This window comes from Streptomyces sp. NPDC005898 (assembly GCF_040629635.1).
In the GTDB taxonomy this organism is placed as follows: Bacteria; Actinomycetota; Actinomycetes; order Streptomycetales; family Streptomycetaceae; genus Streptomyces.
Window position 1 is genome coordinate 43,889 of the sequence record NZ_JBEXWC010000021.1, and the last position, 12,764, is coordinate 56,652.

Below are 12,764 nucleotides of genomic sequence, written 5' to 3' on the forward strand. Positions count from 1 at the left end.
CCCCCTGTAGCGGCAGAAGCGGCCGCAGCCCCGCAGAAGTCGCCCGTCCCTCCGGGAGGGAAGATGCCAGCAACCACCCGCCCGCAGAGCGCACCGGCGCTGTCCCACAGGGAGCGTCAGGTGCTGGCGCACCTAGCGGAGGGCCTCTCCCACAAGCAGGTCGCCAGGCGCCTGGGCATCAGCGTGCACACGGTCAGCACGTACCTGCGCCGCATCCGCACCAAGCGGACGGCGCCGACGGTGGCGCACCTGATCCGCCTGAGCATGACGGAAAACGCGACGCAGACGGGGGCGCGCTCGATGCCTTGAGCGGCGCCTTGGGCGGCCTTTGACCTCCGGCTGAGCGGCCCGTTGGTCCTTAGGCCCGCAGGTCCGTAACTACCCGCCCCCTCCGCTGAGAACAATCTAAACCCTCGACGGGAATTGCGGATCATCCACCGTGACCGCACACGTCACGGGGTCACGAAATGCCCCGAACTGCATGCGGACATGTTCGTTCGGGTCGTGGAGTACCAGCCACCCGGAGGGACAAGGAAGTGACACCTCCAGGAGGGTCACGGGAAGCTCCGCAGGTGGAGTCGCCTTCCACACCTCGCACTCGACGGCCCCGTCGACACTGGGCTGCACGCCGAAAATGAGCGCGCTGCCCTCTCGATGCCACATGCTCGATTGCGGCTCCCACTCGCTGACGTCATCGTCACTTAGCGCATCCCGCAGGATAAGACACCCGTGCTCGATTCTCGCCAGGAATGCAACGGTGGGGCTGTCGACCACCATTCCTACTTCTCCTTATCGACACGGGGAAGACGGACGCACGGAAGGCCGTCGTGGAGTTTCCCCCTGGCCGCACCCAGAGCCAAGGGGGAACCAGGGGGACCTCGGCCGGTCAGGCTCAGGCAGTCACGGTGAACTCGCCGATCTTCCTCATGTCGCTGCCCTTGACCGACATGATCCAGAAGTTGATCTTCTTACCTTCCTTGACCGAGTAGTCACACGTCTTGCTGCTTCGGCCCTTGGTGCTGCAGAAGGGCGTGAGGTTCTTGTTGGTGCCCACGTACTGGCCCATGGCATAGATGTACCGGTGGTCGCTCTTGGTGTCCTTGACCTTGAGGACTTCGCCCTTGGCGGCCCAGGAGACCTTGGCACCGGGGTACTCGTATGTCGCGGCCTGGGCTCCCCCGGCGGAGAGACCCACCATGGCCACGGCCAGAGCGCCGGCGGCCAGGGGCATGGTCAGGTGCTTCTTCAACTGTGTTCCTTTGCTCGTTGTCCCATGGCAGATGGCCAAAAGCCGACGCCACTCTCCCATGCGCCTGGAGACCGAAGACGTCCAGGTACGCACAAACGCCGCTTCGCGAGACGGCGTTGGGGCAGGGTCGGGAGTCCAGGCCGGTCACACTTACCCGCGCGGAGACGGTCGCCGCAGAGATCGGCCCCGTGCGGCTCCCGCCGGTACTGGATCGACCGGGCCCCTCCCTGTGCTGGGAGCACCGGGTCACCTGACCCACTACGCTCCGGGCATGGACGACGAGCCGCTCGCCGAGTGGGCCGAGCGCCGGGATGCGAGGGTCGGGCAGCTTCGCGCCGTACCCCTCGTGACCGGCGGGGGCCCGCGGGCATCGCATCTGAACCCCGAGGCGCCCCGCGCGATCCAGCGGTGGAACGGCCACATGTGGGAGCCGCACGGCTTCGCGGCGAACCTCGCGGAAGCAAGGCGCGTCCTGTTTCCCCACGCAGAGGCTGCCTCCGCGCCGGAGACAACAACACCGAGGCTCGACCCCGGGACCGGCAGGCACCGGAAACCGCCGCCCTGATATCTCTGCTGGAGTGCCGGGGCCTACGCCGAGCCCCCCAGCGTGGCCAGCTTCATGGCTACCTTCGTAGCGGCGAGGTGGGCGTCCTGTCCGCTCGAACTGGGTGAGTGGCGGGCGCTGTTCCTGCGGTTCGCCCTCGACTGGCCGGATGCCCTGATCACTGCCCGCGACGGAGTGACCGACCGAGCCGTGCGGTATCGCGGCGAACCGGGTGTGGGCAAGCTCGCCACCTGGTTGAACGGTCGGGCCTGCATCGACGGGTACGACGAGCTGGAGGCCGCCGCATAGGTGCCAGGACGTGGCGGTGAGGGATCACATCGGGCCAGGTCACAGACGTATGCGGCTGATCAACTGCTCGTTCCTTCCGCCACGTCCCCTTAGGTCTTCGTCGAGGTCCTGGCAAGTTTTGGCAAGTTCCTCGCTTCCCGGTGACGCTACGGGCAAGCTCAGGCACACAGATCGTCTCCGACGTTCGAGGAGGACATCATGGCCCTGGTTGCGCTCGGCAAAGACCCGGAGAGCCCTAGCGGCGGATCGCCCACCATCTACCTCGACGATGAGAAGGACACCTACCTCGTCCAGGGGTGGAAGGTGGAAGAGGCCGAGCGCCTCGATGTGATGGACATCCCCGGCCACGAGTCGGTGGTAGAGATCCCCCGGCGCATGGTGCAGTTCTTCTTGGAGCTGAGCCAGGAGACCAAGGACGCCGACCCGGAGGTGAAGAAGGATGACGCGGACCCCGACGTTTGAGGAGCTCTTCCGCGACTGCCAGAGGACAGCCGTCCACCTGGAGATGCGCGACGCCTACATGAAGTCTGACCCGGCCTTCATCGACTGGAAGGCCGGCGTGGTCCTCGACCCTGCCGAGCGCTGGGCAGGCTGGCACGCAATCGTCACGGAAGCTGCCTCACGGGGTGTCGAGGTCCGACGCGCCCGCATCGTTTCGACGCCCGTCAGCGAGTACGTCCGTTTCGAGTACGACGTGACGGATGGGTTGAACATCGCTGCTGGGGAGAGCGTGCGTTGGCTCTCGCGACGCAACGCAACCGGGTTGACGCTTCCGGGCAACGACTTCTGGCTCTTCGACTCCACCCTCGTGCTCGTCAACCACTTCGACGGCGAGGGCGAGAACATGGCGCTGGAGCTGACCGAAGACCCGAAGGTGGCGAAGCTCTGCGACTCGGCCTTCGAGGCCGTGTGGGAGCGTGCGACTCCACACGCAGAGTTCGAGCTGATCTGATAGCCCCAGCCACGACGACATGACATCGCCATCTTCGAGCGTCCAGGAAGCCCGCAAAGCGCTCGGAAAACGACTGGCTGATATCCGCACCGCAGCCGGAATCACCAAGCGGGAGTTGGCCAAGCGTTGCGGCTGGCACGAATCGAAGGCTTCGCGCTTCGAGAGGGGCACGCGCGCCCCCTCGGAGCGCGACCTTCGTGATTGGTGTGCTGCCTGTAACGCGCAAAGCGAAGCGGAAGACCTCATCTCGACAGCCCGCGGCATCGAGGGCATGTACGTCGAGTGGCGAGACATGGAGAGCAACGGCCTCAAGCTGGCCCAAGAGTCTGTCGTCCCCCTCTGGGAGCGCACAGAACGCTTCCGCATCTACTCGCCGTGGCTCATCCCTGGCCCCGTACAGACGGCCTCGTACATCACCGCCCTCCTGACCTCCCTCCGCAGTCGCCGAGGACTCATCGACGACGTACCGGCGGCAGTGAAAGTACGCGTTGAGAAGCAACAGGTCGTCTACGGAAGGCACACCTTCGCCATCATCCTGGAGGAAAGCGTCCTCCGAACCCGCATCGGTGGCACCGACGTGATGGCGGGGCAACTCGGCTATCTGCTGAGCGCAATGGCGCTCCCCTCCATCAGCATCGGCATCATCCCTCAGAACGCCGATCGCTCGGGCCTGTGGCCTGTCGAGGGGTTCTTCCTCTACGACGATGAACTCGTGAATGTCGAGCTGGTCTCCGCACACCTCACCATCGTCCAGCGGCACGAACTTGCCATGTATGCCCAGACGTTCGCTGAGCTGGCCGAACTTGCCGTCACGGGTGTCGCCGCACGCGAAATCATTACGGACGCCATCGACTCTCTCGGGTGAATGCCTGGCAAGTCCGGGCACACTCGTGGCCCCTCACCCACTCCTCTTTCTAACTTCATGGGCACGGCTCAAAACGTGCCCGGAGAGGGCAGTGATGACGTTGGCAAGTATCGGCAAGAAAAAGGGACTGGTCGGGAACACGGTGGACGGGCCCCCGGCTGCCATCGACGTTGAGGCGATCTCCTCGCGCACCGACTCCGTACTCACCATGCGGATGGATTCCTCGACCCGTGCGGACATAGACGGCGTCACGCCGGCCATTGTTCAGCAGCTCAACTCTCTGCTCGGTGAGGACTTGGGTGCGGAGGATGACCCGCAGGTGCGGGAGCTCGTTCGCAAGGGCAACAACCTGATCGATCCCATGAACCGGCCGACCGCGAGCACTCCGGCTTTCGGGGCGTTCCTCTACCTTCGGGACGCGGCAACGCTCACGCGACGCCTCCTCTGGATCTATACCGAGCGCAACGGGCTGGGTGCGCCGTGAGCGTCAAGGAAGACCAGATCATCCGGGAACTCTCGCACTATATCTACGAGCACCCGGACGAACGGATGGCTTTGATGCCGGTGTATGACGCCGCCGTTGACCACTCACGGCGCCGAGCTTGCACCCACGAGCAGCATTGCCCTCTTATCGTCACGGGGGGCGTCGTCGTGAACGAGGATGGCTGCGTCCTCTGCCTACGGAACGGAACCCGTTACGCCCTCGCCGAGGCCGAGCCGGAAGACGAGGACGACACGCTCAGCGGTGCCGCTCTGCGCTTGCCGGCTGAGCAGGTCGGCATTCGGGACGTGTGGATCCAACCAGGCGCCGAGGGCCCCTTTCTGGTCGACGTAACCAGGCCGGGACGCCACCCCTATGGCCCCCGCCTCCGAGTCGGCATCCGTTACCTGTTCCGCGCGCACTCCGGCGCCGTCTTCCCCTCAGCGATCGAAATGGGTGCAGCCGCTTGGATGCCCCTCTCCAAGATCGGCATCGAGGCTGTCCAGCGTCGCGTCGAGAGCCTCTTGGTCGGGGCCCAATGAGTCACCGCGCCCAGCAGCTCGCTTACATGGCTGCCGTCTTTTTGATCGGCGGTGCCATCGTGCTCGGAATCTGGAGGGGCTGAATGCGCTACGTGCACCAAAGCAGCTGCACGCGCTGAAGCGCCGCCTGCTCCGGTCGGGACCGTGAAGCTGCACAGCACGCCCGGCGAGATCCACATCGGCGACTTCATTCTTCTTGACGGCAGGTACCACCGGATACGGGACATGAGGTCCGCAGGCAACTCCTACATCCGCGTCCTGCACTTCGCCGGACGGCCGCCCTTGACCCTGCGCGAGGCGCGCACCGTCTTCCGCCCCATCTGATCAGCCCGCTCGGGCTTCGTACCAAAAACCGTCACCGCACGACGCGGGGAGCTTTGGCATGGAATTTCGCAAGGTCCATGGGGCGGGCAACGACTTCGTCCTCGTCACCAACGCGGAGCCGAGAGACACCAGGGTCTGGGCCAAGACGGCAGAGCGCCTGTGTGCGAGGCGTACCGGCGTCGGCGCCGATGGCCTGGTCATCAGCCGTCCCGCCGAGGACGACACCAACGTGTTCGAAGTCGCCTGCTTCAACGCGGACGGGTCGGCGGCAACGATGTGCGGCAACGCGCTGCGGTGCGCGGCGTGGGTCGCCCACGACGAGAGCTCGGGGTCGACGACCGCCATGAAGCTCCGCATGGCGGGAGTCATGCACGAGGCGCTCGTCGACCAGGAAGCCGTATGGGTCACGGCCGAAGTGGGCGCCATCCAACCCCGCGTCTTGCAGACGATCATCAACGGCAGGCCGACGTGGTTCGACAGCGCGCACACCGGCACGGAACACGTCGTCGCCGTCGTGGACGACGTGGACGCCATCCACGCGGAAGTGGTCGGCCGAGTCGTGCGGCACCACAAGAACGTGGCGCCGCTCGGCACGAACGTCAACTTCGTCCAGCGCCTCGGCCGCCAGGCGCTCAAGATCCGCACCTACGAACGCGGTGTCGAAGCCGAGACGCTCTCCTGCGGCAGCGGGGCTGTCGCAGCCGTCGTCATCGCCACCATGCGCGGTCTCGTCGCCAAGCGCGAGGTCACCGTTCACAACCGGGCCGGTGAGCCGCTCACCGTCCGTCCGCACGACGCCCGCCCGGATCGGGCCGCCTGGGTTGGCGGCCCCGTCACCCAGACCTTCGAAGGGGTACTCGCATGACCGTCTTTCTCGACTCGACCTCGAAGCAGGCGGCGCGGAACGCCGCCGAGAAAATCCGCGAGTGGGCGCGAGGCCGGCAGGGCCTCGGCGTCGCCCTCATCTACGGGCCGGTGTCCGCCGAAGACAGGCTCTACCATTCCCAGTGCCCCGTCGAGCAGCGGTCCGTGACCGCCCTGGGCGAGGCCCTCGAAGAGATCGGCGCGCGGTGGAACGTGCTGGACCCCACCCAGCCCGACTTCATCAGGGAACTGGTCTCGTACGACGTGGCCCTCTCGAACCTGCACGGCCCCTACGGTGAGGACGGTCGTCTTCAGGGCCTGCTCGACTACCTTCGCGTGCCCTACTGCGGCAGCGGGGTACAGGCGTCCGCGGTGGCCGCTGACAAGATCCTCTGCAAGCGGATCATGCTGACCCTCGGCGTCCCGACGCCCGGTTGGCGCGTCTGGTCCGGCGGCCCGGTGAACTGGGGCAGCCGAGCCGTCATGGTGAAGCCGCCGTTCGGCGGGTCCAGCGTGGGCATGAGCCTCGTCCGCGACGCGGTCGACCTGCCCGGCGCCCTGGCGGAGGCCGCAGGTGAAAACGGCGACGAGGTGCTCGTCGAGGACTACGTGGTCGGCACCCCCGTGACCGTGGGAATGCTGGAGCTTCCGGGCGGCTCGGTGATCGTCTTCCCGCCGCTGACCACCGAGGCGACCGATGCCGAGTTCTACGACGCCGACACCAAGCTCGACGCGGACTCGAGGGGCGCCGTCACCGTCCGCGCCGCCGAGCTGGAGACCGTAGCGATGAACCGGATCGCCGGGGACGCCCGGACGCTGTGGGAAGGGATCGGGCTGCGCGGCTCGGCCCGCATCGACTTCATCGTCACCGAGAAGGGCGACGCGTACGTGCTGGAGGTCAACAGCACGCCGGGCATGTCCCGTGACAGCAACTTCGCGGTCGGGGCGGCGATGGTCGGGCTCACGCACACGGATGTCGTACTGGCGATGCTTCATGAGGCCCTGACCCGGCCACCGTACGATGTTCCCCTGCCCCCTCCCGTGTTCTCCAGCACCACGGTGACGCGGGAGGCTGCCGTCTCCCTGTAGGAGCAATGCCACTGTGCCGCGCGCCCACGAAGTCCCCATGTGCCGACAGCTCATCACCCCCGCCGAATGGGATCTCCACGGAGGGTGGGCACTGGGAGACAGGATCGAATGGTCCAACCGGGCGTGCGGCCTGGCGTCGCTCCGGATGATTCTCCTGGCGTACGGTCAGGAAGCGCCCACAGTGACGGAACTTTTGAAACTGGCTGTCAAGAACGAAGTGCTGACGCCCCGCGGAGCCCTGCACGCGGGGATCGCAAGCCTGGCCACCGAGCTAGGAGTTCCCTCGACCGCTGAACCCGTCCGCGTCGAGGAGCTGCCGGCCAGACTCGATGAAGCACCACTCATCGTGTCCGTGACCGAGCAGTTCCCCGACGATGGACGTTCGGGCGGCCACCTCGTCATCCTGCGCGGATACGAAGACGGCCCAGATCCAACCATCCACTTCCGCGACCCGTCCGCGTGGGGCCAGAGGCACGACAGCGTTCCACTCAGCCGCCTGGCCCCCTCTTACACGGGCCGCGCGATTACCTTCGCTCCCCTGACCAACGGAGAGTTCCGATGACCGAGGCAGACGGTGCGACCGCCACCGACGTAACCGATGCAGAAGCCGAGCCGGTAGGCGGACGGACGATCGCTGTACTGGGCGAGATGCTGGAGCTGGGCGACGGAGCCGTGGAGGCCCATCGTTCCGTGGGGCGCATGGCTGGCGAACTGGGCGTTGACATGGTGATCGGCGTCGGCGGGGACATGGTGAAGCAGCTCGTTCTATACGCGGGCGCGGCTGGCGTGCCCGACGTTGCGATGGTCGCCGACAATGAGACGGCCGCAGCCCTGCTCGAAAAGATCCTTCTGCATGGTGACAAGGTGCTCGTAAAGGCATCGCGAGGCGGCATGTTGTGGCAGGTAGCCCAGCGGTTGACTGGGCAGCCTGTTACCGGGTTCTGATGCCCCGAACTCCCCAGCGGTCAACCTCACCCTGAACGACTACAGGCCGTTTCGTTTGCTCCCGATCGTCACTTCCGAACCGAACCCCTGCGAGTTGACCGTTGCGGGGATCTGCCAGCTCCAGCATTAGATGAGTCGGACGTTAATTGGGCCAGCCCAGACGATATCGGCGGTGCGGTGCCCGCGGGCCGAGCGGCGAGTGACCTCATGCGCCCTTGTCGTACTCCTGTTCCCTCGAAGACCCCCGGAAGGGTAGTTCGAGGGCTGTCTTGGATTAGGGGAATATGACCCGGGCAGGAAGGGACTGACCGGCCCCGTGATCAACAGGAGGAATTGTGTCCGGATACATCAGCGCCCCTCCGAGCCGTCAGTACTGGGCACGTCTGAGTAAAATTCCCGGCGCGGGGGATGCCCGGTACGAGCCGCAGAACGTCGAAGCCCCCAAGGGGAGCTTCCTCCCCAACGGGGACGGTGCTCGCTTCGCGGAATTGAACGACGATTCCATTTTTGCGGACCACGTCTTCACAGTGCCCGCAGATACCGTGGACATCGACTTCACCTGGAAGCTCACCGCCCCCCCCCACCGCACTGCCACATTCGAGTACATCGCTATCACCGCCGACAACACCCTGCTCGCTTCGTTCGACTTCCACAACACGACCCCGCCGTCTGTGGTAAAGCACAACGTGCCGCTGGGCGGCCTCACCGGCAGGCACACCATCCTCGGACGATGGAATGTCGCGGATAGCCCGAACGCCTACTACTCGGCCGTCGATGTGCTCATCGAAGACTCCTGAGCCCTCTGCCCATCGCGTCGCCCTGCTGCTCGCGACTCCGATCCAGTCCGAATTACCTGGTGAGGACGCGTCATTGGTAAGCCCAGGGCGACGCCCTTCGCCGCCACAGGATCGCCACGCAGCACCGAGAAACACCCGGAAACAGTCACAAAGAGTGAGCAGCGATCACTCGACGGCGGAGGTATAGAAGTGGCCCCTGACCAGGCAAAACACCTGATCAGGGGCCTGCCCCCGAAGGGGCGGCAGACGAGTCGGCCTATACGCCGGGCACTGTTCCTGCGGTTCGCCCTCGACTGGCCGGATGCCCTGATCGCTGCCCGTGACGGAGTGACCGATCGGGCGGTGCGGTACCGCGTCGAGCGCGGCGTGGGCAAGCTCGCCGCGTGGCTGAACGGCCGGACCTACATCGACGGGTACGACGAGCTGGAGGCTGCCGCCTGAGCATGGCCCCGCTCCCATCTGGGAGCGGGGCCGCCTTGTTGGGACCAGCTATGCACCTATCTGCAACTCAAGCCAGCAGCCGCCCAGAAGTCCCAAGTCGCTTGACCATGATCGTGAAGACGGGCGAATCCTCGAAAGGCTTTTGCTCGCCGATCTTCTCGTACTTCCAGGACTCGTAAAGGGCCTGGACTTTCGGATGTGTCGTGTCGACCAGGAGCGTCGCGAAGTCATCGCTACGGCTGTCCACCAGCGCCTCATGGAGCTTCGTGGAAACACCGGTCTTGCGCCACTTCTCCATCACCATCAACTCTGACAGAGCGAAGACCGCAGCCTCAGATGGTACGGATTCGGGGCGTTCCGATCCCTTCCACCAACCACCGGGTTCGAACGCCGCGCCATAGGCGAAGCCTGTGGGCGCCCCCTTGTCGAACCCCACGACACATGACCAGCTCTCCTTGCTGTTCCAGTGATCTACGAACCAGGCGAAGCGTTCCCTCTCGTGGAAGCGGTCCTCGCCGCCGTCGTAGACAGCGTCGTGCATGTCGAGGAGCATCTCCCGGATGTCGGCAGCGTCCTTATGCGCGTAGGTCTTCAGATCCATGCCTGTGCCCTCTCTGCCCAGTCCAGAACACTGGGCTCCCTTGTCCCCGACGACACCACGAGCTTGCGAACGTTCGCCAGGGTGTCGGTCGTGCGCTTCGATCCGCGAACCTTGGCCAGGAGGCCGACAGCTCGGTTTGCCGTGCTGCAAGCTTGCTCCAGGTCACCTTGCTTGGCCTGCGCCAGGGACAAGTGCGCGGTGTAGTAAGTCCGGTTCCGGAGGAGATCCGGACGGATGGCACGCAGAGCACGGTGCAAGTGGTACTCCGCACGCTCGGGTTCACCAAGACGGAGCCACACGATCGACGTGAGGCCGTCAAGTTCGGCTTCGTCGTAGAACGTGATCCATGGGGGCCGCCCCACGTCCATGTGTCGGCCGAACGAGCGTTCAGCGGCGTTAAGGGCCCTGAGAGCGGTGCTTCGCTCGCGGCTTCCTGCGTAGGCGTGGGCATTGCGCATGTGTGCGAGTGAGGCGTACAGCGGGTCCTTCTTCGCGATGGCCAAGCTCTTGGCCGCGTCTGCTGCGGCGGAGACTTCGGCGTAGTCCTTACGCTGTCCGGCCACCATCGCAAGGTGGTTCCACACGTGGTACTGCGTCTCGCTGTCTCCCGACAGGCCGGCGAACGTGACGGCGGTGTCCAGGTGGTTGCGAGCGCGGGTACGGGCTTGAGCGTCGATGGCGGCGAAGGCCGCCGAGCAAGTGACGTCCGAGGCCAGGCAGTAGAGCTTCGTCCGCACCCATGCCGAGGCGCCGCCTGCGGCCAGTGACGACTTGATTCGCATGGCCAGTTCTACGGCGTGGTTCTCAACTTGCTCGGCACCGCCGAGCGCTTGGTCATCCGCAACGATCTCGGCGTACTCGGCATGGAAGCGGTTCACGTCGCTCTGGCCGAGGCGGGGGCGCGCGGCGCCCGTCGTGAGCGCGACTGCGGTTCCGGTGGCGGCGGCGAAAAGAGTACGGCGGTACATCGGGTCCTCCGGTGGTGCTTGTGCTGCCTTCTTGGACCGGGGGGCGAAACCCAGGTCGATGGCTGAACGACCGAGTACTTTCTCGACACACAACCGCTGCTTGGCCTGCGGCCATTGGGTCTTGCCGTCCAGCCACCTCCGGATGTCTCGATCAGTGACGTGGCCTTCCTGCCCCGTCAGAGCCCCGATCTCCGTGTTGATGCGTCGAGCTAACTCCGCCTGCCCTATCCGGCAGTCGTCCATAGCCGCAGCGAGCTTGCGGTTCTCTCCCACAACCGCAAGGTAGCGGCGGGGCCGCCAAGGGGGACACCCCGAAGGTAAAAATCACCGGGGTCACCCCTTCGGCATCTGGAGAAATCACCTGTCGAAGACAAAGCCTCGGCGGTGCACTGGTCTCTCGCCACCACCGCCGCAGCGAAGAGACGCCACCCATGGTGCTCGCTGCATGGAGGAGAGCGGCCGGCCTCCCTCCTTCAAGGACGGCCGCTCCACCCCGGAGGGAAGCCCCGTGACCATGACAGCCACCCGACCGACTGGGACAGGTGCCCCCGGTTACACCGAGACCTGGCCATGCGAGCCGGAGTCCGCCCGCCGTGCCCGCTTGCTCGTCTCTGCCGCCCTCAACGCGTGGGGAGCGGACGAGCTGGTCGACGCTGGGACGTACATCGTCTCCGAACTCGTCGCCAACGCCATCAACCACACCTCTTGCCGCTTGGTTCGCGTCAGCGTTCATCGGCCGGGCAGCGGTGTGGTCCGGATCGGCGTCAGCGACAAGTGCCGTCGTACGCCCGAGCTGAAGTACCCCGGCGACGGCCAGGAAGGCGGGCGCGGCCTGCTTCTTGTAGATGCGATGAGCTGGCGTTGGGGCTACGACCGAAAGCCGTGGGGAAAGGTCGTATGGGCAGAGCTTCGCGAAGGTAGGCCCGCGTGATGGCCAAACATGCGAAGCGACGTACAGCGTTCTCCGTCGTTCCTCGCGCCTTCGGGCTGCCCGGCCAGGCCGAGAGCCGCGAGCGGGGCTCGTCCTGGACACACCGCCTTCCTGAACGGGGATTCGCCGCATCCGAGGGCGTCGGACCAGAAACGGACCTCCTTGAACGGTTACTCGCTGCCATGCGAAGGCAGCAAGTCGAGGAGTCCGGGGATGGACCTGTCCACATCACGGTCGAGGCCATCCAGCAGACCGCGGATTACGTGCTCAGCACCTATTTGGACCAGGCCGAGGACGGTGAACTTGACGCCACCATCCTCACGCTTCAGGGGTACCTCTCGGCCCTCGCCCAGGAGGCCGAGACGCAGTTGGACATGGGGCGAATCGTGGTTCGCGAGATGGTCACCCGCGCGCGAGCCGTGGCCAGCGAGGAGTGCCGACCGTCCCGGAAGAGCGCCAGGAGCGCCGCCCAGACGACACGCGATCTCTTGGCCCTATTGACCCGTGAGGGCTGGGGCACCTCGACGGCAGAGACGAGGGAGCCAGCCCACTCCTAAGAGGCGGGTCATCGACTTGTCCTGGGCCCTCCGCACAAGATCCCCGCACCCCCAAGGAAACAGGAAGAGCTAGTTATGCCGGAATTCTGGAGCCTGCGCCGCATCCGCACCTACCTGGCCGTGCAGAGGCGCTTCGAGCCCTACAACGCCGTCGACGCCATGGTTGAGGAGGTGGGCGGCGCGGACATGCCGTCCGAAGGCTCGTACCTGACGATCTCCGCCTTCAAGTTCCGGGCGTCGGCGGGGGGGCAAGACGGGGTTCGCCGCTCTGAAGGTGATCCACCAGAAACACCCGGTCGCGATTC

At 65.6% G+C, this 12,764-nt stretch carries 19 protein-coding genes; 16 read left to right on the top strand and 3 right to left on the bottom strand.

Features of this window, described 5'->3' with window-relative positions; genetic code table 11:
* Nucleotides 1–63: 63 nt before the first annotated feature.
* Nucleotides 64–309 (top strand): helix-turn-helix transcriptional regulator, encoded by a 246-nt coding sequence (locus ABZ385_RS24960; RefSeq protein WP_358579886.1) that lies wholly within the window; start codon nt 64–66, stop codon nt 307–309.
* 583 nt (nt 310–892) lie between these two features.
* On the opposite strand, the gene ABZ385_RS24965 is transcribed toward ABZ385_RS24960, so the two are convergent.
* Nucleotides 893–1,249 carry a hypothetical protein gene (locus ABZ385_RS24965; RefSeq protein ID WP_358579888.1) on the bottom strand — a complete coding sequence of 119 codons (357 nt, stop codon included), beginning with the start codon at nt 1,247–1,249 and terminating at the stop codon, nt 893–895.
* A gap of 271 nt (nt 1,250–1,520) precedes the next feature.
* Between ABZ385_RS24965 and ABZ385_RS24970 the strand changes: the two genes are divergently transcribed.
* The 13 genes from ABZ385_RS24970 (at nt 1,521) to ABZ385_RS25030 (ending at nt 8,961) form a co-directional block, all read left to right on the top strand.
* Nucleotides 1,521–1,814 carry a DUF6087 family protein gene (locus tag ABZ385_RS24970; protein ID WP_358913230.1) on the top strand — a complete coding sequence of 98 codons (294 nt, stop codon included), beginning with the start codon at nt 1,521–1,523 and terminating at the stop codon, nt 1,812–1,814.
* Between the two features lie 54 nt (nt 1,815–1,868).
* The gene (locus ABZ385_RS24975) at nt 1,869–2,102 is read left to right on the top strand and encodes a hypothetical protein (protein WP_358579893.1); all 234 of its coding nucleotides are present in this window, start codon (nt 1,869–1,871) and stop codon (nt 2,100–2,102) included.
* 198 nt (nt 2,103–2,300) lie between these two features.
* Nucleotides 2,301–2,564: a hypothetical protein gene (locus ABZ385_RS24980; protein WP_358579896.1), complete on the top strand. Its 264-nt coding sequence runs from the start codon at nt 2,301–2,303 to the stop codon at nt 2,562–2,564.
* Nucleotides 2,542–3,054, top strand: a complete 513-nt coding sequence (locus tag ABZ385_RS24985; protein WP_358697185.1) for a DUF6879 family protein — start codon at nt 2,542–2,544, stop codon at nt 3,052–3,054. The genes ABZ385_RS24980 and ABZ385_RS24985 overlap by 23 nt, the downstream gene beginning before the upstream one ends.
* 19 nt (nt 3,055–3,073) lie before the next feature.
* On the top strand, nt 3,074–3,919 hold the full coding sequence (locus ABZ385_RS24990) for a helix-turn-helix transcriptional regulator (protein ID WP_358579902.1): 846 nt from the start codon (nt 3,074–3,076) through the stop codon (nt 3,917–3,919).
* A 94-nt stretch (nt 3,920–4,013) separates the two neighbouring features.
* Nucleotides 4,014–4,403, top strand: coding sequence for a hypothetical protein (locus ABZ385_RS24995; RefSeq protein ID WP_358579904.1), 390 nt, complete (start codon nt 4,014–4,016; stop codon nt 4,401–4,403).
* The gene (locus ABZ385_RS25000) at nt 4,400–4,942 is read left to right on the top strand and encodes an NUDIX hydrolase (protein WP_358913232.1); all 543 of its coding nucleotides are present in this window, start codon (nt 4,400–4,402) and stop codon (nt 4,940–4,942) included. The genes ABZ385_RS24995 and ABZ385_RS25000 overlap by 4 nt, the downstream gene beginning before the upstream one ends.
* A gap of 144 nt (nt 4,943–5,086) precedes the next feature.
* Nucleotides 5,087–5,266, top strand: coding sequence for a hypothetical protein (locus ABZ385_RS25005; protein WP_358579906.1), 180 nt, complete (start codon nt 5,087–5,089; stop codon nt 5,264–5,266).
* Between the two features lie 58 nt (nt 5,267–5,324).
* On the top strand, nt 5,325–6,131 hold the full coding sequence (gene dapF / locus ABZ385_RS25010) for a diaminopimelate epimerase (RefSeq protein ID WP_358913234.1): 807 nt from the start codon (nt 5,325–5,327) through the stop codon (nt 6,129–6,131).
* Nucleotides 6,128–7,219: an ATP-grasp domain-containing protein gene (locus ABZ385_RS25015; protein ID WP_358913236.1), complete on the top strand. Its 1,092-nt coding sequence runs from the start codon at nt 6,128–6,130 to the stop codon at nt 7,217–7,219. Before dapF ends, ABZ385_RS25015 begins: the two co-directional genes overlap by 4 nt.
* A gap of 37 nt (nt 7,220–7,256) precedes the next feature.
* Nucleotides 7,257–7,781 (top strand): C39 family peptidase, encoded by a 525-nt coding sequence (locus tag ABZ385_RS25020; RefSeq protein WP_358579910.1) that lies wholly within the window; start codon nt 7,257–7,259, stop codon nt 7,779–7,781.
* A complete protein-coding gene (locus tag ABZ385_RS25025) occupies nt 7,778–8,164 on the top strand; it encodes a UDP-N-acetylmuramoylalanyl-D-glutamate--2,6-diaminopimelate ligase (protein ID WP_358913237.1) in 387 nt (128 codons plus the stop codon). Before ABZ385_RS25020 ends, ABZ385_RS25025 begins: the two co-directional genes overlap by 4 nt.
* Nucleotides 8,165–8,499: 335 nt before the next feature.
* A complete protein-coding gene (locus ABZ385_RS25030; protein ID WP_358913239.1) occupies nt 8,500–8,961 on the top strand; it encodes a lytic polysaccharide monooxygenase auxiliary activity family 9 protein in 462 nt (153 codons plus the stop codon).
* Nucleotides 8,962–9,469: 508 nt separating this feature from the next.
* On the opposite strand, the gene ABZ385_RS25035 is transcribed toward ABZ385_RS25030, so the two are convergent.
* Together ABZ385_RS25035 and ABZ385_RS25040 are read right to left on the bottom strand one after the other, a co-directional pair.
* Nucleotides 9,470–10,003 carry a GNAT family N-acetyltransferase gene (locus ABZ385_RS25035; protein ID WP_358913240.1) on the bottom strand — a complete coding sequence of 178 codons (534 nt, stop codon included), beginning with the start codon at nt 10,001–10,003 and terminating at the stop codon, nt 9,470–9,472.
* Complete coding sequence (locus ABZ385_RS25040) at nt 9,994–11,244, bottom strand: XRE family transcriptional regulator (protein WP_358913242.1); 1,251 nt, start codon at nt 11,242–11,244, stop codon at nt 9,994–9,996. Before ABZ385_RS25040 ends, ABZ385_RS25035 begins: the two co-directional genes overlap by 10 nt.
* A gap of 241 nt (nt 11,245–11,485) precedes the next feature.
* On the opposite strand from ABZ385_RS25040, the gene ABZ385_RS25045 reads away from it, so the two are divergent.
* On the top strand, nt 11,486–11,902 hold the full coding sequence (locus ABZ385_RS25045) for an ATP-binding protein (protein WP_358913309.1): 417 nt from the start codon (nt 11,486–11,488) through the stop codon (nt 11,900–11,902).
* Nucleotides 11,902–12,459, top strand: coding sequence for a DUF6415 family natural product biosynthesis protein (locus ABZ385_RS25050; RefSeq protein WP_358913244.1), 558 nt, complete (start codon nt 11,902–11,904; stop codon nt 12,457–12,459). Before ABZ385_RS25045 ends, ABZ385_RS25050 begins: the two co-directional genes overlap by 1 nt.
* Nucleotides 12,460–12,764 lie beyond the last annotated feature (305 nt).